This window comes from Bacillus cereus group sp. BfR-BA-01350, from assembly GCF_022663775.1.
Taxonomy (GTDB): Bacteria; Bacillota; Bacilli; order Bacillales; family Bacillaceae_G; genus Bacillus_A; species Bacillus_A paranthracis.
The window spans coordinates 26,712-52,965 of sequence record NZ_JAKUGD010000018.1 but is presented as its reverse complement, the minus strand read 5'-3'; the positions used below and the strand labels follow the sequence as shown (position 1 = coordinate 52,965).

The window sequence follows — 26,254 nt, the reverse complement described above, 5'->3', positions numbered from 1 at the left end:
AGAATAAAGATCAGGAATCAAAATAAGATTCTAGAAAAAAATAACATGGAAACACTTGTTTGATTATGCAAAATTTGAGATAATATAGGTACGTGAGTAATTCCTATGTAATGTCTTGCCCTATAATGGGATGAAGAGGTTCGTTATTCTTTTAGAAATTTAATGCGGTGTCATTCAGTCAGCAACCATCAACCATTTTAAAATTAAAAATAATTAAAAATGGGGTGCTGATACATGTTTAAGTTTTTCTTTAAGAGAGATAAAGATTCAAATACAACAGAATTCTATTTTCATGTTAATTTTGATGTTGTTATCTCTGCTGTCATCATTGAGTTGATTAAACGATCTTTGAACATATAGAAATTTGAAAAAGGGAATGTGGAGATAATCCATGTTCCCTTTTTGTATGTAATGCTATCATTATAAAAGGGGAAATTTATTAAAACTAAGGGGGATGAAATAAATGGCTATTGATATAAGAAGGGTATTTCCTAAGTTTTATCGTGTTATTCCAGTAGAAGTACAAGAAGATAATGGGGAATCTAGAGAATATTCTTGTTTAGCTGATGAAAGAGGCACTGTTTATTCAAAAGAAGATGTAAAAGCATTGTTTGAGGAAATTAAAGAGTTTTATATGCGTGAAGATATGCCTAATATAGATGACTACAATAAACATATGCAGTTATTAGATTATATGAGGTGTGTATCTATTTCGTTAGAAGAAGATGAAACGGGTAAATATTTGATTCCTAAGGCTAGGTATACATATAAGAAGTTTAATAGTGATAAAAGAAATTGGTCTTTTAAGTGTAATTGGTGTGGTGAGAAAGTATCTAGCAAGACTGATGAAGGTTACTATTCAGCATATGACCGTAATTTTAAAGCTGATAATTTTGATAGAGGTTGTTCGGAGGATTGTGCTAAGTTAATTTGGAAAGATAATTTTAAACATTGGGCAAATGAACATGGGTATAGTAAATTCTTTGCATAAACAAGAAATTCCCCTACCAATCAATTAAGATCAGTAGGGGAAAGTATGAAGATAGGTTGTTTTTTCCCAAATCCCCGAAAAGGGGGAATTAGCTAAATTTATTTCAAAAATACAACTTATATTTATTTGAAACATGTCAATTAAACTGTATATGTTTTGACATATTCATTTTTAAAAGAAGTAAAAACCTTTATTTTAAAGTATTTTTTGATACTTTTTTTTGCTATTCCCCCTTTTCGAGGGGATGGGCAAAGAAACCCATCTAACGTTTTTTCTCAATATGGCTTTTCATATTTTTGAATTATAATATAATTAATTCTTTTTATTTCTATATCTGTCTCTTATCTTCCTGTTATGAATCCTTATTGAATTAAGGATTCTTTTTTATCCTAATTTTTTGATCTAATCGATATTTCCCCATTGCTTCATAGATTAAAAGGTCTAATTTTTGACTAAAATCAATTACTTTTTGATGGCTAAATCCATATTTTTTTACAAGATTGCTCAATTCTTTTTTTTGATCTTCGATCATGTCATGTAGTAATCTCATTTCCACTTTTTCTTGTAAACTCCTTTATACATAGAATCTCGAAAAAATTGTACCCAAAAAATTGCAAACAAAAACAAGGCTGAAACCAGCCTTGCCCTAAAGGAAAAAAACTAACTCTTATATCTAAGAGTACATTATGTATGGTAATTTTTGAAGTGGATATCCCATAAAAGGATAAAAAAGTTATTATTGTAATATTTTTAAAGGTTTTTTATTTTATAAAGAAACAGTCGAAATTGCTTGTTTATAAAGGAACTGTTGCTTTCCATTGCTTAAAACTAATACCGAAAATTTATCAACAGCGATAATTTTGCCAGGTACTCTGACACCATTTATTAGAAAAATCGTTACTTCTTTTTTTTCTTCTATTAATTTTTCATAAAACTTCTCTTGTGTATACATCATTTTGATGGTTGCAACTCCTCTCCTTTTTTTGAACGGTTCATAGCTTCTAAGAATACATATTCTTTTACTGTTAATTCAACAGTTGGGCAATATTCAATCTTTGATAATTCGTGAAATAAAGAAAGGTTTTTGTTTAGTTTTTCAATCATTTCATCTAAAGTGATTTCCCCTACACCATACTCGATTACTGGATTTAAAAATACGTCTATATCTATTAAACTTGGTTCAATTAGAGAAACAATTTCTTGTACCTTTGGTAAAATAATTGTTTCATAACGTTGTTTGAATAGTTCTAAGTCCTCTGGTGCGGATTCATTCTCACATAGCTTTTTGAAAGATATTACACGAATGTCATTTCGTAATGAATCAATACGCTCTTCATAAAACGCTTTGTCAAATCCTTCTTTGTCAGCAACATCATAATGAAGTTCTGTTTGTGACCTACGCTTTTTCTTATAAGAATCCATAAGGATTTTTTCTTTTGCATTAAACATCATAATAAAAACAGTACGTTCTAGATTCATGATTTGGTTTGCTACGCTTAATGTTTCATCTAACACTTTTGCGCGTTCTTCTTCACTTAACTTTTTTATAGAGGATGGAACAAGGTTTTTGACATTCTCAAACGACTCTGAATTTGTAATGTGTTGAAGAGAAAATTGAGCGACCTCTGGTAAACAAGGATCAGTGGTTTTGTCTAAGAGTAACAAATCTTTAATCGTTCGCACTGTATTTTTGATCTCTTTTTGAGCTTGGCGAACTTTTTCTATGCTTCTTTCCATGTATTCTGGTTGTTTGAGACGATTGAAAATGTATTCTCTTCTTTCTTCAAAATGTTGCTGTAAAAGTGACATAGTTGTTTCCCCTCTCTAAGTGTCTTACGGTTTTAAAATCCTTCTTATGGATGCAAAAGGAACAGTATAATTATAACATTTTATACTTTGATACGATTTTAAAATTCTTATATTTCGGAATTTTTGAGAAGACGCTTCTTTTTCGTGTTGTACTTGCACAAGTTTCATAATGTCGGCATATAGCTAATAGCGTAAAGCACGCTGATAGCTAATGATTAAAAATGTGGCCTAAAAGGGTCATTGTTTTATGGGAAAAGTGATATTACCGCTCATATCGATTAAATAAAAAAGTAGAGAATTTTTTTGTATAAAAAGGTGAATAACGTACAAACAGAAAGGAATACGTTTTAGTAATACCGATATTATCGGTCACATCGGGGAGGGTGAACAGAATGGAAAGATCAAAGTTTAGTAAACCTGTAGCATTTAATAAGAAGAATGAAAAGGATCGGATCATGTTACAGCATGTAAAGCGTAAAAATTTTTCGGGTTATGTAAAGAAATTAATCTGGAACGATATACCCGATAAACATAAAAAAATAACATGCGAAGAGGATAGAAAACAAGTACCTTCACCAATTCGACAAGACGAACAGAGTGTAACAGGAAAGAAGAAATTAAGTGCCGCGGCACGTATTGAACAAATTAAGGCGCAAACAAAAAGACAGGAGCCTTCAAAAAGCTCACTGCCTGTATTTTTACCCAACAAAAACATTAACAAGTGATCCAATAATCGCGCCTACAGCGACAGCAATTGCAACATGCATATCGTTAGACCTCCTACTTTTCATTTATAAGTAGTATGTGTAGTTCTTTTAAAATTATACGAGGGGTGTTGCATCATGACTAAGACAGAAACGATTTCTTTTCGCTCTTTTATGGACCAAAGTTATAAAAAGAAAGCACATAAAGAAACAAATAGTAAGAACGTACTTAAAAAGGTTTTTACCGCTACAGGGAGTTCATTAATATTAATACTTCCAAAAGTAACATTTGCCGCGGGAGTTAACGGGACGTTTGGCAATGTTCATAGTGCCATTATGAACGGGTTTGATGCGGGCGTAGTTTTAGTTATTATCTTTTCGGGCGCGGCCTGGGCATTGGGTCACCGTACAAAGGCAATAGAAATTTTAATTGGTGCATGTTGTGGGTATATCTTGGCTAGACATGCGGTTGACATAAGAGACTTTTTAAAGGGAATTTAAAAGGAGGGGTCCTTGTGAAATTCATTTTAGAAGGTGGAAAAATGATTGCGGCTAATACAGCTGGGTATATTGGAGAAAAGGCAAAAGAGGGTTCTTTTTTAGATCAATTAAATAATTTTAGTGATGCTATTGTAGGGAAGGAAATGGAATGGATTTTCAAGCCAGTTGGTGAATTTATGGTTGATATAGTAAGCGAATTAGGTCATTGGTTTATTCTAAATTTGCCCGATATTATGGGATATGGTGCATTGGTGACAGCTGGATTTATCATGATAGGTTCAATGACAAACAAAGGCGGAATGATGAAGCCGCTTGCCTATTTTGCAGGCGGACTTATCTTAGCAATATGTATATTAGGAGGGGCCTAAAATGATACAGGGAGAAGGCTTTATTATATGCGATATAGAAAATACAAACCTTCCTGTTTTGGCACAAAATGAATATTTGCCAGTAGTATATGAACCTAAGAAAATAAAAAAATCCTGGTTTAAAAGAAAAGAGATATATTCTTTAAAACAATTTTTACAAGTAGAAAAAAACAAAATGGTTGTATATCGGATTATTCCTCATGCGGATGTATCTAATAATACAAAGCGTTTATGGCGGGCGATCTATAAGATGTATGAAATGTACGAAAGTATGGGAAGTCGTATAGAAAGAAAAGGGATTACATTTCATTATCGTGAAAAGGACTATTTCTGGTTTGATGTTGTTTTCAAACAGAAAAAGGGCCAGAAGAAAATTGAATTTTATGTAGCAACTAGCGAATACCAAGCATTAAAGCTCAAAAGAAAACTAGAGAACAAAATGAGTGTGACAATTAAGGAAGCCGAAATAACAGATTTGCAAATTTCTAATGAAAATACAATCGTACAAGAAATGCGATATTTGAAACATGACATCTTTTCCTTAAATACAAATAGCAACGATACAAAAACGCCTATTGGTAATATTTTAAGTGTTATTGATGAACTAAGTTATGATGGAGACATTTGCCGATTGAGTATCTGTAATGAAGCGGAAAACCGCCAGAAATGGGTGAAAAACGCTTCCTGGGCCATTGAAAAGTTAAAGAAGGGTAAACCACCCCAACGGGTTAATATGAGCGGCAAACGACTTGTAACAGGGGCTAAAATTGGTGTTGCGGCTGTTATTAATGAAATAAATGATTTATTAACTGATACATTCCAGGCGTTCTCGAACGCTTTTTTTAAATCAGATAAAAAATTTAGCAAAGAGCACATCATTAAAAAGGCACATACAACCGCTGATGAAGTTGGAACAAATCGTGTGAGTTATGACAAAGGAAATCAACCTGTTTTTAAAACGCGTATACGGGTGGCCTCACATTCCCATGATCGGTTAACCAGGGAGACAATGGGGGAAACCTTAGCACTTTCTATGATGGATTTATCAGAAACGAATGAACTACATGGCGTAAAAATAAGAATGAGAAAACGCCAAACAGAAATATTACAGGAATTAAACACATTCGAACTATCAAGCAAGACAAAGTTTGATCCGAATGTAAATTTGATGAGTACCGATGAAATGAGCAAATTAGCTTTGCAAATGCCTGTAAAAGAGTTGCAACGAAAATATGCAGATGCATTGAGTGTAAAAAAGAAAGTTGAAATTGAGATACCAGCGATTATGCGGGATGAGAAAGGAATATTTTTGGGACATTCGGAATTGAAAGATCACAAAATACCAATCTATATGCCAATAGATAATCCAGACAATTTTTATAGAGGTTACGTCTTTATAGGAGGACAGGGGGCTGGTAAAGATACATCAATTAAGAATTTTGTTATTGAGGGAAATACAAAACATAAGATTAGTTTTATCATACCAGATGCAATTGTAGAAGAAGGTGGGCGGGGTATGGCAGACGGGATTCGTGATGCATTACCACCAGAAAACATTATTGATCTGGATTTAAACGACAGTGATTATATCCCACCTCTAGATTTAACAGAAGTAATTACAAAGCTAGGGCGGAACGGTGCTTCAAGATTTGCGGATGAAATGATTGATTTCATGCAAATTGAAGGATTAAGCCGAAGTGAAAAATATTTAACGGATGCGGCCAAAGCAAGTAAAGGAAGTCTATTTAATATTAAACGTATTATAGAAGATGAGGACTTTCGGGTAAATCGTATTCAAGAATTAGTGAATGAAGGGAATTTGCGTCTTGCGAATGAGCTGATACAGTGGGGAGATAATGAACAATTAGGGAATAAGTGTGATCCCATCATAACCAGATTAAACCGCTTTTTTGGGAATGAAAGATTGTATGATATCTTTGCACAAGACCCATTGAAAGAACTTGATTTTGGTAAATGGATGCAAGAAGGAAAAGTTATTATTTTAAGGGTTCCAAATGCTAGGGGATTGGGGGAACATGCAGTAAAAACCCTGGTTCACTGGATCACACTAAAAACCTTCATGACCAGGCTATTAATGACTAAAAAAGAGCAAGAAAATGGGGCGTTTATCATTTTTAATGAACCCGAGCAATATGAAAGTGAAGGATTAACTAAATTGATGGGTAGAGTGGGTACAGAGGGCAGAAAAGAGAGACTAGGAAGCATCTATGCATTTCACCATTGGAACAAATTGAAACCGTCATTACAAGAGAATTTACAAGGTGGCGGCGTACAGCAATTCCTATTTATGAACGATCATACAAAGACATTTGAATTATCTAAGTATCGATTTGAGGATACAATTTCACTAGAACAAGCATATAAAATACCAGCACATCACGCGATTATTAGTGTAAGAGCTGGGGGAGAAATGCAACCATCGTTCATTTGTAAAATGGCTCCACCGGTTAAAGCAAAATACGATAATAGTTTCCTAACAAAAAGGCATTCTCGTATGTATGGGCGATCGTGGATAGAATTACAACAAAAGTACGGATAATTCAAATGAAAAGGAGTTGTTTGTTATGAATGATTTAGCAAAAGAACTCAATGAGACATTTCAAAAGTATCAGATCGGCCCGCATGAAATTGCATATTGGATGTATCTCACATTAGAACGAATGACAGAGGATCATCGTGAGATGTATGAACAAGAATATACAAAAGAAGAAATGGAACGGTTAGAAGGCATAGCAGACGCCTTAAACAAAATTACAAATCAGTGTTGGTGGTTACTTAAATAATAAATGAAGCACAAGACATTGTCGCTTGTGCTTTTTACATTCTCCAAAAATCATGCGGTTGTGCGTAAGGGTCTATTTTTCTAATAGCTTTCAAGAGTTTTTTCATTACAAGGGGTGTTGGAATATAGGTTTTATCACGACAAGCCTTTGTCATTGTTGGTAAAGAAATACCCGCGGTACGCGCAATTTTTTGTTGCTCTATTCCGTGACGATCCAGCCATTTTTTTAACATGGTTTTATTATCTTTAAAAAACACTTTGCATCTCTCCTAAACTTGTATAATTTGGTTACAAGTTTGGACAGATTTTTTAAAATCTATTCTTTAGAGTTTAATATTTTTTTAAATATGGGAAGAAAGCGAAATTTTTATGAAACAATGAAACGAACGATTCTTTTAATTTTTAGCTAGTAATCTGGTATACATATAATGCAAAGATTTGACTTACGCATCATACAACAAATCTTTGCAAGGCGGTTTCCAGAAATACTTTGACATTTACATGTAAGAAAATATAAAAAAAGACTTAAATTGCAAACAGTAAATTAAAATTTAGTTTTGAAGAAAAGTAATTAATTTCGTTAAAACAAAATGAAGACGTATTATACAATTTTCATCATACGTCTTCATTTTTTGAAAAGAGCTTAGACCAGAATCCTTGTTTTTCTTTTGGAGCATTAAGAGCTTGTTTACTTTCTTTTAGCTCTACATGCAATTGCTCAATTTGTTTGGATTGTTTTTGTAATAGTTTTTTTTGTTCAACCATTTCTTCTGAAATGACACCTAAAATTTGTTTCAACTCACTATTTTCTTGTGTTAAAGTCTGTAATGCTTCCATTACATTTTCATAACGCGTTATGTGATGCGTGTTTTCGTCTGTGACGGGGGGCGTAATGGGCACCAAACTGTTAGGCTGATTCATTGATATAATAGCATTTGCGGCATCATCTAGCGTCATAGACTTACTTTTACTTAATTCTTGTATTTTTCTTAGAATAATAACGTCCTTGTCAAAAAAACCTCGTTGGTCATGGTCGTTACGGTGGAAGTTATAGCCGCGATCTTCTAATAAACGGGCATACTTGCGTATAGTTCCTTCCTTAACTCCTAATAATTCAGCAACCTCGCGGGTCCAGTAAACATTTTGTATATCTGTTACGGCGTCATGTGACACGTCACATACACCTCCTTTTCGGATAATATTATACACTTTTTAATAGAATCCTTGTGTATTTAATAAAAAAAGAGTTGTTCTTTTATAAAAGAACAACTCTTTTTGATTGTATTATGCATATGGATCATCTTCTAAATCATTCAGTTTATTCCATGATGTATTTTCTTCTTTATCATTGGATTCCCCAGGATTCGTTATCTCTTGACTTGTTTCGATATGAGTTTGAACCGAAACAGGTGTATGAACAGTTTTTGAACCTTCATCGTGTTTGATTGGTAAAGGTTGTGTTTCGTTATCTAATGTAAATGTGTATTTACGCGGTAAAATTTCCGCTACATCTGTATTACCAATTTGTTTATGAAGTTGTTGCGCCGCATACAAAAAGAACATTGTAAGATCACTTTGTTTGTTAATAAAATCGATCATGTCTGGTGAAATGTCTTTCTTAATATAGACATTTGCTCTATCACCAGCTTTGTATATTTTACGAGCCATTATTTTTCACCGACAGGAGCAAGCGCTTTTTCTTTTAATTCTTCAAATCTTGGAGAGCATGTGTACACAAGTAATCCGCGTGCATTTACGAAAAGTGGGTCTTTTAAGAAAATAACATTTGTTAAACGTCCTTTTTGCTCTAAAATTTGTTGTAGGCTTTCTTTTACGATTGCGGCACCGCCACCATAAATGAATACATACGGATCATCTTTCATATCATCAATTTTATTAATAATATCAGTTGCAATTCGATTTGCTAAACCCAATAACGCGCCACGTGATGCCTCTTTTAAACGAATATGACGAGGATGTTCAGAATCAAGATAAATTGCATTAAATTCAGCAATACTGTCTATTGTCTTTTGTTTATTGTTTAAGTTCCAAACCTTGATAATATCAAGTAAAGTTTCTTTCACTCCATATGGTAAACCACGACTCATTTTATGTTTAAAACTAACACCATGAGAAACAACTTCTTCTGTCGTACCAGCGCCAATATCGAAAGATAATATTGTTTTGTCAACAAAGTCTATTTCTGTAGTTTTGCCTTCTGTAGCTTCTACTTTTCTTTTGATGGTTTTACCTTTTTCATCATAAACGATTCCCCATGAACCCGCCGCACCTTCTGGTAAACACTTGCAAAATTCAATTTGGATATTAACTACTACTTCACGTCCGCTTGGGTGATGGAATTTTACCGTATGATGATTCATATAACGCTCTACAAATTCTTGTGCTGTTTGAGGCGTAATTGTTGCTACAGGTAATGCAACAGAAAGATCATAAGTAACATCAATTTTATTTTTATTTGGTTGTTTTTTCATAGCTGTAATTGCTAAACCAGCTAATGTAACAAGTAGCACAAGATCATCTTTCGATTTATCCGATTTCTTTTCCATTTCAATACCTTTAATGTTTTCATCAATCACTTTTTGACCAATAATGTAACGCAGATTGTTTGCTTTTAAGGTAGGTGATGAAATTGTAACATCAATGTTGTTTTCTAAATCTTCAACAGAAATATCCTCATCACTCAAAATGTTTGTTGCTTCTCCAATGTGATGTGAATAAATACTTGGTATGAATAAAGGATCAAGACCTAATACATTTAACTTTAAACCACTATTTCCCGCATCCGCACCAGCTTTAAGAATTGCCATATATAAAAACCTCCTAAAGATTAATTTTTATCGATTAACTTAATTCCATTATATGCTAAACTCTTTTAAAAAGTCAATACAATTACACACAAATTAATACATTTTAATACAAGTCAATACAAAAAATATTAGTGAAAATCTATAAAAATCATTAAAATACAAGTGTTTTTCGTATTGATTCGTATTTACTTGTATTCATTTGTATTGACTTTTATTGATTTTTACATAATTTAATTGTTTTTAGATCGTGGGGCCGACTGTCTTTTTGAAATAATCCACCTGTTACCTATTTTTTTAGCTTTTACTTCTCCCGCGGCACATAAATTTTTAATTGTTCCTGGTGGCATATCCCACTTTTCGGCGGCTTCTTCAACGCCCATGACTTCTTCTAATGGGTCGCTATCATCATTATTGTAATTAATCACTAATAAACGTAATGTTTCGCCTGGGGCACTTGTTTTTTTTAGAAATTGCTCCCAGACATCGTCTGGAAGCCTAAATTTTCTTTGCATAAAATCCCTTCCTTTCAATTTCGCAATGATATTGCTTTGCAAGCTGATCCGCATATTTTAAAGCCAGGTGACGTTCTCTACCTGTAAACATTTTTTCATGTTTGTAAAAACCGTACACCCGTTCATTTTCTATATAATCTGTACTGACGTTTGGTCGCATTTCTAGTTGTACATGGTATTTCACATGATTTGTAGAATAATCTCTTCTTCTAACAAGTGTCACAACGCTTTTAAATTCAGTATTTGCAACAGTTTGAGCGTGATCGTAGATATCCATTTGATAATTTTTAAGCTTTTTTATAATTTCTTCTAATCTTTCTATGTCCCGATCCACCATATCACTATAACTCTTTAATCTTTTCATATCATAGATGTGCTTGAATTTTTCACAATTTGCATTTATATACATGTGGGCATCTCCTTTTTTTAGAAAGATAAGAGGGGAAAACCCCTCTTATGCTTCAAGTTTCGGCTTGTTTTTCTTAATTCGCTTTACCTCGTGCATTGATCTGATTTCATCGAGTGAGAAGTCTTTGTTATGAAACTTCTTGTACTCTCCTTCATACCAATACCAAGCCTTTTTCTTAGATGCCCATTTAAATCCAAGTTGCTTTAATTCAGTTTTCAATGAGTAAGTGTTGCCTGTGAGCCAAATCCAGGTTCCAATGATCTCAATTTCAATATCGTATTTGATAAGTTCGTCTATGATGTTTTGGTATGCGCCTGTGTTTTGTTTTCCAGAGTTACTATGTAGTTGTTCAAAAAGTCTGTCATACTCTTTCTTTAATGCGATAAAGTCTTCATGTTTCCCGCCTAAGTCTGGATGGTGTTTCTTTGCTAGTTTCTTATATTGCTTTTTTAGTTCTTCGATGGAAGTGACACTTTGAAAAAATTTCATGGTCAACAGCTCCTTTTTAATATTTTAATGCGCTAGCGCATTTCTTAATTATATTTTATCATGCGCTAGCGCACAAAAACAAGCATTTTTTTACTTATTTTGAATTTTTTAGAAATTAATTTAGGGTTGAAAAATAGTGTAAAAAAGCCCTAGTTTTGCTGGCACCAGGGCTTTTTTATGCTTATATAAAACTCTTTTTATTGCTGTTTATTCCAGAATTGAACGTATCTATGCAGGGCCTCAACGCTTTTTAATCCTAAAAATGCTTTAATTTCAATGGGTTTCATGCCATTCTGTAGGGCATTTAATATAAAACGGTTCCGTAGCATAGTAGGCGTTATATGGATTTCAGCGCGTTTCGCTTCTTTCTGTAACATGCGTTGTACAGCGATTCTAGTTAAAGCGGCGGGTTGATCGTTTTCATAGTCCCATCGGAATGTTTGCGGGCCAAAATCAAACGCCACAAAAAAGGGATCACCCGTTTGTTGGCGCGGCCTTACAAGGTTAGGAATCTTGTTGTAATAAGATAAGGCAAGTTTTACATGCTCTTTTGAAAGGGTAATAGATCGTTTGTAGGCGTGCATCCCTCCTGGGGTAATGGTATTCGTCCCAAAGTGTATATCATGCATAGAAAGCGTGAGAATGTCCTGGATAGATAGCCCATAATCTAACATGAAATGAATTAATAAAAGATTACGCTCTAGAATAAACTTTCTTCCTGTTGCTTGGTAGTCGGTTAATCCGTTATAACTACGCATGACGCGGAATAGCTTTTTTATTTCTTTATCCGATGCAAAGTGTTTAGAAGTTAATCCAGGAGGGGAGACATCACTTTTTAAATCCTGGGCCGCACCATGAAATTGTAAAAAGTTAATTAGAATACCTCGTACACGTTTGATATTAGAAATTGACGCTCCACGTTCTTTTTTAAACGCTTTTAAGTATCTGTCTAATACATTTGTATCAAAAGAACGGAAAAACGATTCTGGAGGCAATTTGACGTGTTTCTGAATCCAAGATGTAAAAAGTGTGAGATCGTAGCGGTATTGTTTAACGGTGGAAGATTTACGGCCATGTTTTAATAAATCAGAAAGGAAAACATCAACAGAAAGTTCCCATGTCATTTTTATATACTCCTTTGTCCTAAAAATTGTGTACCGCAATTATAAGCGAGAACCATACAAACAAGCAATAGGGGATTCTAGGTCGTGACGTTTTTCGAGGGGGCTTGTGTGAGATGCCATAGCCGAGACATTGCGGGGCTATGCGGAGACATATGGGCCTGGCTAGAGAGGACGTGTAGTTGTGATATAGGGGGATATATAGATGTACGGGAATGTGTAGAAGGCGAATGATGGGCCGAGATTGAGGGAGGACGATATGCGAGGAATGGGAATGGCCGCCGCCCCGCCTACGTAGTTTTTTGAAAATCTGCCTGGCAACGGAATCTGATTCATAGCTGAATCAAGATACCCTTACCAGGAGAGCTTCGTTTTTCTTTTTCTTTATGTAAGTAGAAAAAAGCTAGAGTTTACATATATCAAACTGACTTTGCACTCATGCCGAAATGATGCCGCCTTTCATCATGTATACACTACATAGGAATCATATTTGCATCACTTTGGCATAACATAGGCATCAGTATTTTTGCTGTATGTTTAGATGGGATTAGAAATGATAATAGATAAAAGATCATCATGATATGTAGGAAAATAAACGAATAAAGCTACTCATAAATAGTGTGTTTGTTCGGAAATATGTTGAGTAACTAAAATATTGTAGATTTGCATATTAAGAGAAAATGAGGATTTTATTTTCGTATATAGATCAATTTAGGAATGATATGTAGAAGTTTATAAAAAAAGAAACTCCCAATATAGGATACTTTTTATTAATAAATCTTGTTTTAAAAAAAATTAAAACAATTAAATACATTAGGATTTATTTTTGCCCAATAAGCCTTACTCTCACAAGGGATTAGAAAATTTTTCTTATTTAATTACTAATTTAAAAGCAGGTTCAATTCGGGTTTAAATTCATAGTGGATTTGTTGTGAAAAACACCCTTATTTTGTAAAAGTATAATAGATTGATAATATGTTTAATCTATTAAAATAAAGAATGGCATGACAAAAAGCCTTGTTAGGGGGGAATTTTTTGAACAAGGCTATCAAACAATTATTTTTTTGTAAAAAATACGATTTAAGCGTTTGGATCGAGCATCTTTTTGAATAAATCAAACGGGATTTTACTCTTATTTGATTTTCTCAATCCTATATTTCTTATGTTTTCTTTCGCTTGTTGCTGTCTACGCTTCCTATTTGCAGTTAACTGTTTTGTATAGATTGTTATGAAATGTGCAGGCGTACTTTCTTGTGATTTGTTTATCTCAAAAAACTGTACACAATCCTCAAAAGTCTTTCGTGCTTCCCAATCTACGTCTGGCGGCATACGCAATGCGATTGTATAAGCATCTTTTTCAGTAATATTTGTATCTTTACTTATGATATACATATACAGTTTCTTTTGATCTTTACTCATAAACTCATCCATTTCGCGGAATCGTAGTTCTAACTTTTCACCCAAATCAGGGGCATTTATTGGCTGTTTTTCTTCTACTTCTTTATTTGAAGGAGCAACAGAATCTAATATGTCTATTCCCTGGCATGTAGGCACAGTTGGTTTTTCGGCTTGTTCTGTAGATTGCTCCTGTTTTTTACTTAGTTTTTTAGATAGAAACTTTGTAAATGTAGAAAACATATCAATTGAAAACGCCCATTTTTGCTTAAAGTATTCAATGATTTTTAAATAATTGGTATTGAGGCTTAATATGTAAATAGATGGTGCCTTCTTACCATGACGTCTTGTTTTGATTTGATGGCATACCTCAAGGTCCTCTAACCACTTCAGAATAAAGTTGATAATTGGTACAGAGATACCCGATTTTTTACTGATTTGATCTTGTCGCATTTGAGAGAAGCCTTCTTGTACGAGGTAAGATAAAACAACTTCCAATGCCTGATAGCGGCGTGGTGTTTGTACGAAGTATTCTTTAGTGGTTTTACCTTCATACTCGAACAGAATAATATCAATAGCTTTAATTACTTTTTTAACAGATTTATTGATAGCACCTGTAGGAACATGAATAAGGTTTGGACTTAATTCTCGTTTTGCTGTACTTAGTAAAAAGTTATTTAGTAGCACAAAAAACCCTCCTATTTTTTCCACCACACATTTGTTAAGGAAAAGTAGAGGATTTTCTTCACAAGAGATTCACTTTGTGCTAAAATAAACGTATATAAGTGAATAAATTCTATGCGTTAAAAATCCTACTTTCTGGGATTTTTAATTGGTGTCTAGTTTGCCGACCGGAACAACCAATTAAAAATTTGTGAGGTAGGTTTTTTTTGTTTTGATAAACTTATTTTATCGTTCTTCTTGCAGAATATCAATCTTTTGAAAGTAAAAATTACACTAAAGTGTTAATAATGTGTTTATTTTATATAGAAAGCAGTTGTTTGAAGGCCCTTATTTGTCTGAAAAATATTGAGAAACATGTACATTTACCTATTTCTGGAATAAAACCCTCCATTTAGAACAATTGTTTGATATAATATATTGAATATGTCTGAATTTTCTTTCAAGAGGTGTGAATGTATGAACTACTGGAATAGGAAATTACAAGAAGAAATTAATAATGCACATAAGACATATGATTGTTTTGCTGTTGAAGCAAAAGTTTCTAAGTCTACTCTAACTGATCTGTTTAAGTATAATAAAGAAGTTTCAATGTTTAGTGTGTTTAAAATGGCGAAAGTTCTTTTCCCAGATAGAAGAGACATTCATGAAGAATGCTGTATAAACATTTTTGCTCAATATGAAAGAAATGTAAAAATTAACATGAAGAGATTATTTGTTATTGCCTATCTTAACGGTTATTCCTCGATTTTAAAATATTTAGTTGATTTATCTAGCAGTCATACAGATTGTAATGTGAAAAAATATTCTCCACTTTTTAAACTGTTCTATGAACGTCCCAGGGGCGGAAATCCGAAGGAACACCTTTTGTGTTTAGAAGATATTCGAAAAACAGTTCCTAAAAAAGAAAATTTAGATATGGAGATATTTTGTGATATTTTATACCTACTGTCTAGTGGTGATATCGGAGATTTTGGAATGTTTGATACATATAAAGATCGTGTTGTTACCAATATTTCTAAGATTAAAAATCAAGATTTAAAACTCCTATATAATTACTGGATTACTGACATTTGGAGTTATGCTTTATTAAGAAGGTTAAAAGTTAATGAATTTAGAGAACAAAATAATAAATTAATGATGTATGAAAATATAAAATATTTTCCCGTTATGAATGCGATGAACAATTTGAGGCTAGGAGAGAGCTTTTTATTTTCGGATTATCAAAAGTCATATGAGTATACTTTAAAAGCACTTAAAGAATTAGAAAACAAATGTGATTTTAAGTATAGAATAGCTATAAATAACATGAACTTTTTAAAACTTATACACAATATAGAAATAGATACAATTAACTTAGAACAGCTTCATCCAGCAGAATTAGCGTTGTATTTTGTTTTAAGAAAAGAGTATTTAAAAGCAATAGAAATTTTAATGAACTTAAAAAATAAAAATAAAAAACTGACGCCAATTCAGTATTGTTATTTAGGTCAAGCAAAAATGGACCTGGATATAATAGCCGAATCAAAAAAGTTATTCATTGAAAATGGTGATTACTTTTTTGCCCAATATGCAACAAAGGCGTATAATGATTGTAAAGAATTGTTAAAATGTGGAGGCGTAAAATGAAAAAATTAGCCATTTTATGTACTGTATCATTAATTTTATTAAGTGGATTAAGTATTTCAGAAAAAAATAAAGTCCAAAATCCAAATAATGTGCAATATATGGTCGATCCCGGAGGAATGGGCTGACTGTAGAAAAACAAAGAGCGACAAAAGACACCGTTTATACGGTGTCTTTTGTTACTTTATAAACAGTTTTTTTAATGTTTGAGCTGGATTTCAGCGAACAAGAATATCAATTAATCCCAAAAAGGAGCGGTAATATGGAAAATATTCAAAATAAATCTAATTGCGAATCACTTATTGTTCAAATTGTTCAGGCATGTAATGGAGATTTAGAAATCATGGGAAAATTAATTGATTTATATGATAGTACAAACCATTTGGATATTGATTACTCGTAATTAACTAAAAAGTATAGATAAATATATGTACTCTAATTTGTTATTATAATGTGCTCTACTCCTCGTGTTGCGATTGCATTTCTATTTCAATTTCCAGAAGTTGCGCCATCCTAAGAATTTCTTTTTCGATTCTTGGTTTGTGTTCTTCTGGAACATTTCTATATTTTTCAATCAAAATTTGCGCCATACGTTCGATCGGATCAGTTTCACTACTATCTTTTTCTAAAATTTCGTTATCACTCATTTGATGGTGTAAAAGTCTTGATTCACTAACATTAAAAAATCTCGCGATTGTCGGTAGACGTTCAATCTTAGGGACTTTATCTCCATTTTCCCAGCTTGTTACGGTGCTATATGGTGTATTTATTGCTTGGGCAAACTCTTTTCGACTAAGGCCTTTCATTGCTCTTAACTTTCGTATATTTTTCCCAAATATATTGTTATCCATTAGGTATAATCCTCCTTTTATACTTTAGTGTTATTTTTTACACTAAAGTGTTGACTTTCGGCTTTAAGCCGAATACAATGTAATTAAGGGAAGGGAGGGTGAAAAAATGCTAGCGTCAGAAAATAAAACCATTGTACGAGAATATAGGGAATCCAAAGGTTTAAGTATTAAGGAAGTTTCTAAAGGCGCTAAAATTCCAATTGGCACATTATATGATGTTGAAATTGGGAGAAGGAGTCTCAAAGCCAATAAAGCCAAAAAAATGGCTGATTTTCTTGAAGTTCCAATCGAGAAACTTTTCAGACCAACATATTATCGTGCAATACCCATCACAGAATGAATTAACCTCATGTTATTGATTACATTTATTTTGTTCATATTCCTACTAAATGTATTGTAAATGAAATTCGGCTAAAAGACGAAATAATTATCACTAAAGTATAAATTTCTATATTTAGAAGGTTAAAATTCTAAATATTCCGTCCTTTGAAAACTGAATAATCCTAAAGGAGCTGTAAAAAATGGTTTTGAAACGATCGTATCAAACACTACTACTCTTTACGAGTGTACTTTTATTTGTGATGAGCTGCTTGATTCCACTGAATCAAGCCAGTGCGGAGGTAATCAATCGAGAAAGGTATCAGATGGATTGGGCCTATAGTCCGCAGTATGGGAAAGATGTTCGTACAGAGCTTCTAAAGAACGCAAGTGGTCAAATTGCGTATTGTCTGGTATACGGTTTGAAATCCCCAAATGGAGAGGATTTACCCGAAGCGGGCAAAACAGATGATGTATCCTATCGCGTCTTAATGAATGGGTACCCACAGAAAACACCAGAAAATTTAGGGGTTTCCAATTGGAAAGAAGCCCATTACGCGACACAATTAGCTCTTTGGAATGCACTTGGCCAGATTTCCGTTGATGAATTACAGTTCAAAAATGCGGCTGTTGAAAAAGCGGCAAAGAACATCATTCATGCGGCAAATCAAAGCCAGGATACACAAGATGTCTGGATGAATGTCATCCCAACGGATAAACAAGAAGCCCAATTAAACGGTGAATATTTTGAAACAACAACATACAACGTTCAAACAAATGCAAAAAAAGGTACATTCCATGTAGAAATGAACAACGCACCACAAGGCACACGCATTGTCACAGAACAAGGTGAAGTAAAAGAAACGTTCCAACTAGGAGAAAAGTTCCGTATTCAAGTACCAAAATCCTCTAAGAGTAGTGAACTATCTCTAAAAGTCGTTTCAAATCTAACGAATGTTCATGCAGTCGTATATAAAGGAACAAGTACGATTCAAGATGCAACTGTATTATTAGAACGCAGTACAGAACAAGTAAGCACAGACTTACAAGTATTTTGGAAAGCAAATGGCGCCTTAAAAGTGATGAAAGTGGATGGAAACAAAAAGCCGCTACCAGGCGCAGTATTTGAAGTCGCAAACAGCAATCAACAAGTTATGGGAACGATTACAGCTGACAAAAACGGTATCGCTGAAATGGGTAACTTAGAACTTGGCACATACACTGTAAAAGAAGTGAAAGCACCTGTTGGATATGTGTTAGACGCTACACCAAAGCCTTTTGAAGTAAAAACAGGTGAAGTTGCTGTTGTAGAAATGAAAAATGTACAGATCAAAGGAAATATTGAAATTAAAAAGATTAGTGATACAGGCAAGATTCTCCCAGGCGTTGAATTTACAGTATTTACGCCAGAAGGAAAGGCAGTCACAAAAGTAACAACAGATCAAGAAGGGATTGCGAAAGTACATTCTCTTCCGTTTGGAAAGTATTACTTCCAGGAAACGAAAGGATTAGAAGGTTACTTATTAAATCAAACAAAGTATCCATTTGAAGTAAAAGAGCATAATCAAACACTTACGTTTGAAGTGAAAAACGATCAAGTAAAAGGAAATGTACAGCTCTTAAAAGTAGATGAAGACGGAAAAACGAAATTAGAAGGTGCTGTTTTTATCCTAGCTGATGAAAAAGGTAAGAAAATCAGTGAGCATAAGACAGACAAAAACGGGTTCATCAAAATTGATAATATCCCATTCGGAAAGTACCAATTCATCGAAAAGACATCACCAGCGGGCTATGTGCTAGTAAAAGAGCCGATTCCGTTTAGCATCACTGAAAATGGGAAAACAATTGAGCTAGTTGCAAAGAATACGAAGATTAGAGGATCAATTGAAATTACAAAAGTAGACGTAGCCGATGGAAACAACAAGTTACCAGGTGCAGAGTTTACAATCTATAACGAACAAGGCCAGGAAGTCGTGAAAGGAAAAACAAACGAACAAGGCATTGCGAAGTTCGATAAACTCCCAGCAGGAAAGTACACATATAAAGAAACACTTGCACCACAAGGTTATGTGTCACATGAAGAAACATTCTCCTTTGAAATTAAAACGGATGGTGAAATTATAAAACACACCGTAAAAAACAAAAAGATTGAAGGTAGCTTAGAAATTACAAAAGTAGACGTAGCCGACGGAAACAACAAGTTACCAGGTGCAGAGTTTACGATCTATAACGAGCAAGGCCAGGAAGTCGTGAAAGGAAAAACAAACGAACAAGGCATTGCAAAGTTTGAGAAATTACCAGCTGGTAAATACACATATAAAGAGACATTTGCACCAGAGGGATTTTTAATCAATGAAGAAACATTCTCTTTTGAAATTAAAACAGATGGTGAGATTATCAAACATGTTGTAGCAGATCAGAAAAAAGAAGTTCCACCAACGCCAGAAACGCCACAACCAGAACAACCAAAACCACAACCAGAGAAGCCACAAACACCACAGGTCATTGAAAAACCTGTACCAACACCAGAGAAACCACAACATATTGTAAAACAACTACAACCGATGAAAGAACAACCTAAGAAAGTAGAAAGCCATTTACCAACAACAGGCGGCAAAGCTGAAAATCCATATTGGAAATGGATTGGTGTTACATTTGTCGTTCTTGGTAGCATCCTAGCTGTTTACGTAATTAGAAAACGTAAAAATCAAGAAGTGTAAAACACTCTCAACTGATAAGGGAGGGCGGGATCAAATGTGCATATTTGATGTACATTATCAAATCAATGATAGGAAATATACGAAATCATATTTACTTGCATTGGTGGAAGATGGGTTTCAGTTGCGAAAAAATATCCAACATGTTCTATTCAAAGAGCACCAACAAGAAATTAAGATTCTTTCTACAGATTTAGAGGAATTAGATTTAGTAGCTTTATAAAAACTGATACAAATGGAAAGGTGAGATTGCTATGTGTGGAACATTTATTGGAAGAAGTGCACAAATTCCAACATTTATGAAGCCAAAATGGTATGACATGAGTAAGTCAAATTCCATTGTCATAGGGAATGAAGGGAACAAGATGAATCCTCAATTTGTATTTGGAGAAGAAAATAGAAATATTCTGGTACGAGGTGGAACAGGAAAAGGAAAAACGGGTTTGATGAAGCAACTCCTTAACCTTGTCATGGCAGATCATCAACAAGCGACTGTCTTAGATGGGGAAGGAGAGTATAAAGAATACGAAAAAATGGGTGCTCACATTATCACCTTTACATCAAAAGATTCTTTTCTAAGCCAAACAGAAATAGAAACATGCAAACAATCGGATGTCGTTATTATAGATGAAGGATTAAGGTTGTATTCCAATAATCCAGAGGGATTCATCGATCTTTTAGAAGAACTAGAGGAACTGAATGTAAGAGTTTTTGTGAGTTTTCAAGCGATACCAGAAGAGTTATTGCACAGATTTGATGTGTATTTAGAATTGGACCCACTCATCGCTTAAAACTATACAATATTTCTATTTAACGATATAGAAGGATAAAACAATACAGGAGGATTTCTTATGAAACCAATTAAGCATATGCGAAGTAAACGCGGTTTTTATATTGGTCGAGTTCCACATACAACACATACACCTTCAACAAATAAGCGTACAGAAGCATGGACGGGAAAAATGGGAAAGGGCATGATTTTCTCTTCCCTTCTAGTCACGCTAGACCCCTATAAAAAAGCGCACAAATCATAATATTCATGGGAGGACATTCTTTCACTGAATATCCTCCCTACTTAAAAGGAGGAAGCAAGATGGGAAAACAAGCGTATCAAAATCGTCAAGAATGCTGGGAAACGTTCTGGAAAGAACAAGTAACGGTAGATGGTGAATTAGATATTGAACAAGTAAAGCAAGAACTCTTCAACTATAAAACACTCTTAGATCAAATTAATCAACCTCAAAACGGGATCATGCAACCTCAAATTTTGATTCAATTAGCCGCAGAAGAACGAACAGAAAAGCATCGTGAAAAGGTATTAGCCCTTGCATAAGGCCATTTCAAGGATAGAAAGGAAGTGAAGAAGTGGCGCACAGCAAGTTAGATAGAGAAATTGAAAACTTCATAGAAAAGAACTGGAAAATGCTTTTAGGTATAGGAGCTGTCGCATTTGTCTGGTTTTCTAAAGAAAAAATCCTCACAGAATTGATGAAGCTGGTGCCAACTGTAGTCGGTGTGTTTCGTGGTATTGCTTTATTGATCTTGTTGGGAATTGTCATACGGATTGTCTTACATGGCATCTATTTATATCTAGAAAAGAAGCGGTATCGATATGTATTGTTCATCCCGCACATAGATGATGAAGTTACACCAGATAAGCTAGGGCAAATGATTCGGCATGTACATGGTTCGGGTCGAAAGCCCTTAGAACGTCTGTTAAAAGGTCGCGATTGGTACCGCATGACGATGTATCGTCCAGAGGGAGAAAATGAGCGTGTCCGCTTTTATGTAGGTGGTCCAGAGGATAAGATCAAACAGGTTGTGCAAGCGATACAAAGCGCCTATACCCACAGTGAAATTTATACCGTCCCAAAGGAAGAAATGCCATTTCCAACAAGAAAAGCGGTAGGAGGACGGATGGTATTAAAGAGAAAGCGGCTAGATGCCACGTTATCACTAGCACGCTATACACGTGATGTATTACCGATGTTAGGAAGCGCAATGGAAGAAAAAACATGGATTGATATTGCTTTTACACCAGATAACGGATATCAGCTGACAAAAGGGATTCGAAAAGCAGAAAAGGCCATTCGAAAGAAGAAAAAGCATGGGCTAGATGCCTTTGAAAAAGAAGAAATTCGCGCATTAAATAAGCGGTTTGCAAAAAACGAAGTGGCGTTTCAAGTATCTGTTTCATTCGCAAGTGAGTATTACCCTGGCGTACCTGTTATTAAGAACTTAGGACATATGGTCGCAAGTATTATGGCTGATGTGAATGAGCTGAGATACAGAAGGTTAAGACGCAGTATGCCAGCTGTACCACATCCCGTATACGGAAAAATGATATGGACGGGATCAGAGCTATTAAACTTGTTGCATCTTCCAAATGTAACGGGTGATAAAAACAGCAAGACAGAGCGAAACATCTTGTATCTAGATAAAGGGGAAAACATGATACCGAATGATTTATTGGCCGAAGGCATTTCAATTGGTCATGTGATGCATCCTTATATCAAGGACCGATTAGTAAAAATTCGAGAAGACTTTTTCAAGAATCATGGCTACATTACGGGGAAAGTTGGGTCTGGTAAAAGTACCATTGCCATGAGGTTAATGCAAAGTGTCATTGATAAATGGCTAGAAAATCCGAATGAAGCGGGTGGATTGTCTCTATTTGATCCAACCGAAGATTTGGCATATGTAGCAATGAATCGACTATTGAAAGCGGAAAAGGATGGGAAAGAAGTGGATTGGAGTAAGGTTCACTTTATCCGTTTTCGAAACACAGATCATCCGCCAGCTTTGAATTTGTTTCATCGTTTTCCAAATGAAGATATCCAAACAGTGGTTGAATCCATTATGGAAATGATTAAGTTAATGATTCAAGGGCAAGCACAACAAACAGAACGATTACTAAGGGCGATTATTGGGACGTTACTTTGTGATAAGAGTCAAATTCATACGATTTTAAGTATCCCACTCTTTATTAGTGATGAACTGTTTCGAGCAAATGTAATCGCAAATTTACAAGGTCCAGAACAAAAATATTACTCTCACTTTTGGAAATATGAAGTGGGAAGCGCGTTAGAAGACAGCACACAAGCGATTTTGAACCGATTAGATATCTTTCGTAATACGCTGTATTTAAAGCGGATGTACGGGCAAACGGGCTTTTCTTTAGAAATTCGGAAGTGGATGGATGAAGGCCACCTTATCTTTTACGATTTAGCGGGCATGGGAAAAGAAGATACATTACTTACAGTCGGTTACATTTGTAATCAATATCACCGTATCGCCCAACAGCGGCCGCATGGTTCCAAACTACATTTAGGCGTGATAGATGAAGCTCATGACGTGCCAGTACCCGTTCTTCCAAAAATCATTGCAAAGGATCGGAAACATGGATTTGGATTATGGGTGATTACCCAGCAAGTTTCGGGACAGTTAGACAGAGAGCTAACAGACATGTTAACAGAGGCGGGCGGAAATTACTTTGTATGTAGGCAAGGTCATAATTCCGCGAAAACGCTAGAGGGCATTATGCAAAAGCAATTCCGTACAGAGTATTTGCAAAACCTTCCTAACTTAGTTGTAGCGATTCAAACGCAAGATTATATCAGAGGTGAAGCAAAAAATGTGTGGTGTACCATACGTGTTCCACCATTAGACCGCTATCTACCAAATGGGAAAGCGGCCAATTACAAAAACGAAAAAGAAATTCATGCATCAAATGAATGGACCAGAGCAAAGATTCATTCTTTAGAGCAACAAAATGGGAAAGCAGGATTAGAGATCGACAAAGAAATTGATGAGTTCCTATATGGAAAAGGCAAGTATCAACAAGCCGAAAAAGTCAATTTAACCAAAGAAAAACCTGTTGTGACATCGGGATTTGATGAGTTAGAAAAGAAACTATCTTCTAATGAAGAGGTGAAAGAAACGGTTTCAGAAACAGAGCTAGTCGAACCCACACAACAAGCGCAAATTATCCCATTCCGAAAACAAGCTACGACAACAACAGAAGGAAAGAAAGAAAATAAGCCAGTAAAAGAGCCTGTTACAACAATCGAAAAAGAACAAGCGGTATCAATTGAAACAGAAAATGTAGAAATAAAAGAAGATACACCACAAGAAGAAGTAAGTATTTTCGATAGTTGGGAAAAGGAGTAAGGGGCATGGGAAACATTTTATTTCAAATCACAGATGAACAATTACTCATGAATTTGCATACACACATTTACTTGGATATTGAGTACATTCATCAAAAGGTGTATGTAGATTATACCAAAAAATCGGTAACGAATCGTTTATATAAGCTAGAACAAGCGGGTTATATCCGTTACGAGTATTTACCTGTTACATCATCGAGGAATCAGAAACGAAAATTTGCGAAACCTCAACGGATTTATACATTAACACCCAAAGGAGTTGAAATGGTTCGTGGATTTCGAGGGGAAGTGCATTGGAAAAATAGTTGGTCCAAACGTTCAGCATCCTTTGTGTATCACAGTTTAATGCTAGCAAAGATTGAATGTGCCATGACATTAATATCGAAGAGAGAAGAAAGATTGGAATTAAAGGAATGGATAAATGAACCGCGGGCCACATTTCAATATGCAAAAGGAAAAAGTCGTGTCATACGCCCAGATGGAGTTGCGGTGATTGGTTTAAAAGAAGCGATTGATAAAAACATTGGTGTATTTATGGAAATGGAACGTTCTTACGGGTCAAAAGAAGTATTAGAAAAAAAGATTATCCGTTATAACGATTTCATGGCGCAAGAAGGAAAAGCGGCAGAGTATCGGACGCATGTTGGTATGGGGTATGAAATATTGCAATGGCGCCTGGTATTTATCGCGGGTAGTGAAAGTAGAGAAAAAGAATTGATTCGCTACTTAAAAGGGGTAAGTAGTCCAGAGATACCAGTGTTTATCACACTGTTTCAAGATATATTACAAGACCCATTCGGCAATATTTATCGCAATATTCAGAATCCCGAAAAGAAAGTGAGGCTGTAAAAATGTGTTTCGGTTTATTTTATCGATAAGCGCCAGTATTTTTCTGTTAGTTATCTTTTCAGATTGGTTATTTGAAAGAGTACCAGGATCAAGAGAAGCCTGGGAAGCGGTGAAAAGTAAGGTCGTGGAAATTTACTATACACAAGGATGGGAAGGTGTTTTGCTTTTCTTCCTAGTGGTAGTGGGAATATGGAAGATGGTCGATCATAAGGGGGGCTAAAAGATGCCGTATCCTAGTCTAATATCTTCACATGGAAATCCCATTTTGGTAGGTATTGTCGTCAGTATCGTCATGTTTGTGTTAATCGGGTATGCAATGTACACAAAAAAATGGGAGATGTTCATTTTCTGTTTCTTAGCATGGATGATTCTTTTCATAAAAGTAGTTTTTCCGCATGAAATGGCGGATATTGCATCTAAGTTGGCGGATCATCACCTTTGGATAGATAAGAAGTAAAAAAGATGAGGGGGAGATAGACAATGTTTACCCATAAAAACACTTACGAAAGAGGAAATGTGGGAGAAGTTGAAGCTCAATTTCTAGTGGAAATCTATGAGGGAATAGGTTGTGAGGAAGTACATGAGATTTGTTTGTCTCAAACAGATGTATATATGCAGAAGTTTTATCTGATGGAGAACGGAAAAATTATCGAAATAGAAATTGGATTAAATACAGATGAATTGGAATGGAAGTGTGATGGGGTAGAGCTTACAAAAGAAAAAGCCATGTTAGAAATCGAGCGTGAAATCAGCTGTTATGACATGTTCGAGCAAGCAAGAATAGATAAAGGGTGGATGTTTAAAGAAAAGGCAAACAAGTTTCTTACAGCTTTAAGAGAAAAGGAGAGTGCATGATGGACGAATTGGAAGGTTTGGAGTTTGTAAGGGCGTTTCGGGCTACAGATGGAGCGTCCTTTGAAGTGGGGAGGGATGAAGACAAACGGTATGTGGTTCATGCTAGATTCCCGTATATCACAGGCAGTCAAACAAAACTCAACAATTTTATCAATTATGCAAGAAATGAAATAAAAGATGAATCAACCGCGGTTGGCATGGCTTCATTCGCTTGTGATTGCTACGAACGATCTTTACGCCAGTACCGAAATTGAAAGG

Annotated in this window: 33 protein-coding genes; 20 read left to right on the top strand and 13 right to left on the bottom strand. The window is 34.8% G+C overall.

What is annotated here, in order from left to right:
- Window positions 1-463: 463 nt before the first annotated feature.
- Complete coding sequence (locus MR147_RS24965) at window positions 464-991, top strand: hypothetical protein (protein ID WP_061676393.1); 528 nt, start codon at window positions 464-466, stop codon at window positions 989-991.
- A gap of 370 nt (window positions 992-1,361) precedes the next feature.
- Here MR147_RS24965 and MR147_RS24960 read toward each other — a convergent pair whose 3' ends face one another.
- The 3 genes from MR147_RS24960 to MR147_RS24950 all read right to left on the bottom strand — a co-directional run bounded on the left by MR147_RS24960 (window position 1,362) and on the right by MR147_RS24950 (window position 2,800).
- Window positions 1,362-1,547: an aspartyl-phosphate phosphatase Spo0E family protein gene (locus MR147_RS24960; protein WP_061678386.1), complete on the bottom strand. Its 186-nt coding sequence runs from the start codon at window positions 1,545-1,547 to the stop codon at window positions 1,362-1,364.
- Window positions 1,548-1,757: 210 nt separating this feature from the next.
- Window positions 1,758-1,946 carry an RNA chaperone Hfq gene (gene hfq / locus MR147_RS24955; protein ID WP_016123539.1) on the bottom strand — a complete coding sequence of 63 codons (189 nt, stop codon included), beginning with the start codon at window positions 1,944-1,946 and terminating at the stop codon, window positions 1,758-1,760.
- Complete coding sequence (locus tag MR147_RS24950) at window positions 1,943-2,800, bottom strand: hypothetical protein (protein ID WP_061678387.1); 858 nt, start codon at window positions 2,798-2,800, stop codon at window positions 1,943-1,945. Before MR147_RS24950 ends, hfq begins: the two co-directional genes overlap by 4 nt.
- A gap of 392 nt (window positions 2,801-3,192) precedes the next feature.
- Here MR147_RS24950 and MR147_RS24945 point away from each other — a divergent pair, with 392 nt between their 5' ends.
- The 5 genes from MR147_RS24945 to MR147_RS24925 all read left to right on the top strand — a co-directional run bounded on the left by MR147_RS24945 (window position 3,193) and on the right by MR147_RS24925 (window position 7,177).
- Window positions 3,193-3,525: a hypothetical protein gene (locus tag MR147_RS24945; RefSeq protein WP_061655298.1), complete on the top strand. Its 333-nt coding sequence runs from the start codon at window positions 3,193-3,195 to the stop codon at window positions 3,523-3,525.
- 117 nt (window positions 3,526-3,642) lie between these two features.
- Window positions 3,643-4,005 (top strand): hypothetical protein, encoded by a 363-nt coding sequence (locus MR147_RS24940; protein WP_000167718.1) that lies wholly within the window; start codon window positions 3,643-3,645, stop codon window positions 4,003-4,005.
- A 14-nt stretch (window positions 4,006-4,019) separates the two neighbouring features.
- Complete coding sequence (locus MR147_RS24935; RefSeq protein ID WP_000668764.1) at window positions 4,020-4,373, top strand: hypothetical protein; 354 nt, start codon at window positions 4,020-4,022, stop codon at window positions 4,371-4,373.
- A gap of 1 nt (window position 4,374) precedes the next feature.
- Complete coding sequence (locus tag MR147_RS24930) at window positions 4,375-6,933, top strand: hypothetical protein (RefSeq protein WP_061678388.1); 2,559 nt, start codon at window positions 4,375-4,377, stop codon at window positions 6,931-6,933.
- Between the two features lie 25 nt (window positions 6,934-6,958).
- Entirely contained in the window at window positions 6,959-7,177 is a 219-nt protein-coding gene (locus tag MR147_RS24925; RefSeq protein ID WP_061678389.1) for a hypothetical protein, read from the top strand.
- A 34-nt stretch (window positions 7,178-7,211) separates the two neighbouring features.
- Here MR147_RS24925 and MR147_RS24920 read toward each other — a convergent pair whose 3' ends face one another.
- The 9 genes from MR147_RS24920 to MR147_RS24880 form a co-directional block, all read right to left on the bottom strand.
- A complete protein-coding gene (locus tag MR147_RS24920) occupies window positions 7,212-7,433 on the bottom strand; it encodes a helix-turn-helix domain-containing protein (RefSeq protein WP_061678390.1) in 222 nt (73 codons plus the stop codon).
- A 358-nt stretch (window positions 7,434-7,791) separates the two neighbouring features.
- Window positions 7,792-8,349: a MerR family transcriptional regulator gene (locus tag MR147_RS24915; RefSeq protein ID WP_061678391.1), complete on the bottom strand. Its 558-nt coding sequence runs from the start codon at window positions 8,347-8,349 to the stop codon at window positions 7,792-7,794.
- Window positions 8,350-8,460: 111 nt separating this feature from the next.
- Window positions 8,461-8,844 (bottom strand): hypothetical protein, encoded by a 384-nt coding sequence (locus tag MR147_RS24910; RefSeq protein WP_000101420.1) that lies wholly within the window; start codon window positions 8,842-8,844, stop codon window positions 8,461-8,463.
- Entirely contained in the window at window positions 8,844-10,004 is a 1,161-nt protein-coding gene (locus tag MR147_RS24905; protein WP_000996173.1) for a ParM/StbA family protein, read from the bottom strand. The genes MR147_RS24910 and MR147_RS24905 overlap by 1 nt, the downstream gene beginning before the upstream one ends.
- Window positions 10,005-10,234: 230 nt before the next feature.
- Window positions 10,235-10,516, bottom strand: coding sequence for a helix-turn-helix domain-containing protein (locus MR147_RS24900; RefSeq protein WP_001189040.1), 282 nt, complete (start codon window positions 10,514-10,516; stop codon window positions 10,235-10,237).
- Entirely contained in the window at window positions 10,500-10,925 is a 426-nt protein-coding gene (locus tag MR147_RS24895) for a hypothetical protein (RefSeq protein ID WP_061678392.1), read from the bottom strand. Before MR147_RS24895 ends, MR147_RS24900 begins: the two co-directional genes overlap by 17 nt.
- A 45-nt stretch (window positions 10,926-10,970) precedes the next feature.
- Window positions 10,971-11,414, bottom strand: coding sequence for a molecular chaperone DnaJ (locus MR147_RS24890; protein WP_061678393.1), 444 nt, complete (start codon window positions 11,412-11,414; stop codon window positions 10,971-10,973).
- Window positions 11,415-11,611: 197 nt separating this feature from the next.
- Window positions 11,612-12,538 carry a tyrosine-type recombinase/integrase gene (locus tag MR147_RS24885; protein WP_061678394.1) on the bottom strand — a complete coding sequence of 309 codons (927 nt, stop codon included), beginning with the start codon at window positions 12,536-12,538 and terminating at the stop codon, window positions 11,612-11,614.
- A gap of 1,077 nt (window positions 12,539-13,615) precedes the next feature.
- The gene (locus MR147_RS24880) at window positions 13,616-14,617 is read right to left on the bottom strand and encodes a hypothetical protein (protein WP_061678395.1); all 1,002 of its coding nucleotides are present in this window, start codon (window positions 14,615-14,617) and stop codon (window positions 13,616-13,618) included.
- 453 nt (window positions 14,618-15,070) lie between these two features.
- Here MR147_RS24880 and MR147_RS24875 point away from each other — a divergent pair, with 453 nt between their 5' ends.
- From MR147_RS24875 to MR147_RS24870, 3 genes are all read left to right on the top strand, one after another.
- Window positions 15,071-16,240: an AimR family lysis-lysogeny pheromone receptor gene (locus MR147_RS24875; protein WP_061678396.1), complete on the top strand. Its 1,170-nt coding sequence runs from the start codon at window positions 15,071-15,073 to the stop codon at window positions 16,238-16,240.
- A complete protein-coding gene (locus MR147_RS27095) occupies window positions 16,237-16,365 on the top strand; it encodes a hypothetical protein (protein ID WP_255259297.1) in 129 nt (42 codons plus the stop codon). The genes MR147_RS24875 and MR147_RS27095 overlap by 4 nt, the downstream gene beginning before the upstream one ends.
- A gap of 134 nt (window positions 16,366-16,499) precedes the next feature.
- On the top strand, window positions 16,500-16,640 hold the full coding sequence (locus tag MR147_RS24870) for a hypothetical protein (RefSeq protein ID WP_163248476.1): 141 nt from the start codon (window positions 16,500-16,502) through the stop codon (window positions 16,638-16,640).
- A 55-nt stretch (window positions 16,641-16,695) separates the two neighbouring features.
- Here MR147_RS24870 and MR147_RS24865 read toward each other — a convergent pair whose 3' ends face one another.
- Window positions 16,696-17,088 carry a helix-turn-helix domain-containing protein gene (locus MR147_RS24865; RefSeq protein ID WP_061678397.1) on the bottom strand — a complete coding sequence of 131 codons (393 nt, stop codon included), beginning with the start codon at window positions 17,086-17,088 and terminating at the stop codon, window positions 16,696-16,698.
- A gap of 106 nt (window positions 17,089-17,194) precedes the next feature.
- Between MR147_RS24865 and MR147_RS24860 the strand changes: the two genes are divergently transcribed.
- The 11 genes from MR147_RS24860 (at window position 17,195) to MR147_RS24810 (ending at window position 26,250) form a co-directional block, all read left to right on the top strand.
- The gene (locus tag MR147_RS24860) at window positions 17,195-17,428 is read left to right on the top strand and encodes a helix-turn-helix domain-containing protein (protein WP_061678398.1); all 234 of its coding nucleotides are present in this window, start codon (window positions 17,195-17,197) and stop codon (window positions 17,426-17,428) included.
- Window positions 17,429-17,609: 181 nt separating this feature from the next.
- Window positions 17,610-20,126, top strand: a complete 2,517-nt coding sequence (locus tag MR147_RS24855) for a SpaA isopeptide-forming pilin-related protein (protein WP_061678399.1) — start codon at window positions 17,610-17,612, stop codon at window positions 20,124-20,126.
- A 34-nt stretch (window positions 20,127-20,160) separates the two neighbouring features.
- Window positions 20,161-20,346, top strand: a complete 186-nt coding sequence (locus tag MR147_RS24850; protein WP_016099495.1) for a hypothetical protein — start codon at window positions 20,161-20,163, stop codon at window positions 20,344-20,346.
- 31 nt (window positions 20,347-20,377) lie between these two features.
- Window positions 20,378-20,914 carry a type IV secretion system DNA-binding domain-containing protein gene (locus tag MR147_RS24845; RefSeq protein ID WP_061678400.1) on the top strand — a complete coding sequence of 179 codons (537 nt, stop codon included), beginning with the start codon at window positions 20,378-20,380 and terminating at the stop codon, window positions 20,912-20,914.
- 60 nt (window positions 20,915-20,974) lie between these two features.
- A complete protein-coding gene (locus MR147_RS24840; protein ID WP_061678401.1) occupies window positions 20,975-21,157 on the top strand; it encodes a hypothetical protein in 183 nt (60 codons plus the stop codon).
- A gap of 59 nt (window positions 21,158-21,216) precedes the next feature.
- Window positions 21,217-21,456 (top strand): hypothetical protein, encoded by a 240-nt coding sequence (locus tag MR147_RS24835; RefSeq protein ID WP_061678402.1) that lies wholly within the window; start codon window positions 21,217-21,219, stop codon window positions 21,454-21,456.
- Between the two features lie 32 nt (window positions 21,457-21,488).
- Window positions 21,489-24,293, top strand: coding sequence for a type IV secretory system conjugative DNA transfer family protein (locus MR147_RS24830; RefSeq protein ID WP_061678403.1), 2,805 nt, complete (start codon window positions 21,489-21,491; stop codon window positions 24,291-24,293).
- A 5-nt stretch (window positions 24,294-24,298) separates the two neighbouring features.
- The gene (locus MR147_RS24825; protein ID WP_061678404.1) at window positions 24,299-25,141 is read left to right on the top strand and encodes a replication-relaxation family protein; all 843 of its coding nucleotides are present in this window, start codon (window positions 24,299-24,301) and stop codon (window positions 25,139-25,141) included.
- 223 nt (window positions 25,142-25,364) lie between these two features.
- Window positions 25,365-25,598, top strand: a complete 234-nt coding sequence (locus MR147_RS24820) for a hypothetical protein (protein WP_061678405.1) — start codon at window positions 25,365-25,367, stop codon at window positions 25,596-25,598.
- A 23-nt stretch (window positions 25,599-25,621) separates the two neighbouring features.
- Window positions 25,622-25,996 carry a hypothetical protein gene (locus tag MR147_RS24815; protein WP_061678406.1) on the top strand — a complete coding sequence of 125 codons (375 nt, stop codon included), beginning with the start codon at window positions 25,622-25,624 and terminating at the stop codon, window positions 25,994-25,996.
- Window positions 25,993-26,250: a hypothetical protein gene (locus MR147_RS24810; RefSeq protein WP_033685378.1), complete on the top strand. Its 258-nt coding sequence runs from the start codon at window positions 25,993-25,995 to the stop codon at window positions 26,248-26,250. Before MR147_RS24815 ends, MR147_RS24810 begins: the two co-directional genes overlap by 4 nt.
- Window positions 26,251-26,254: the final 4 nt, after the last annotated feature.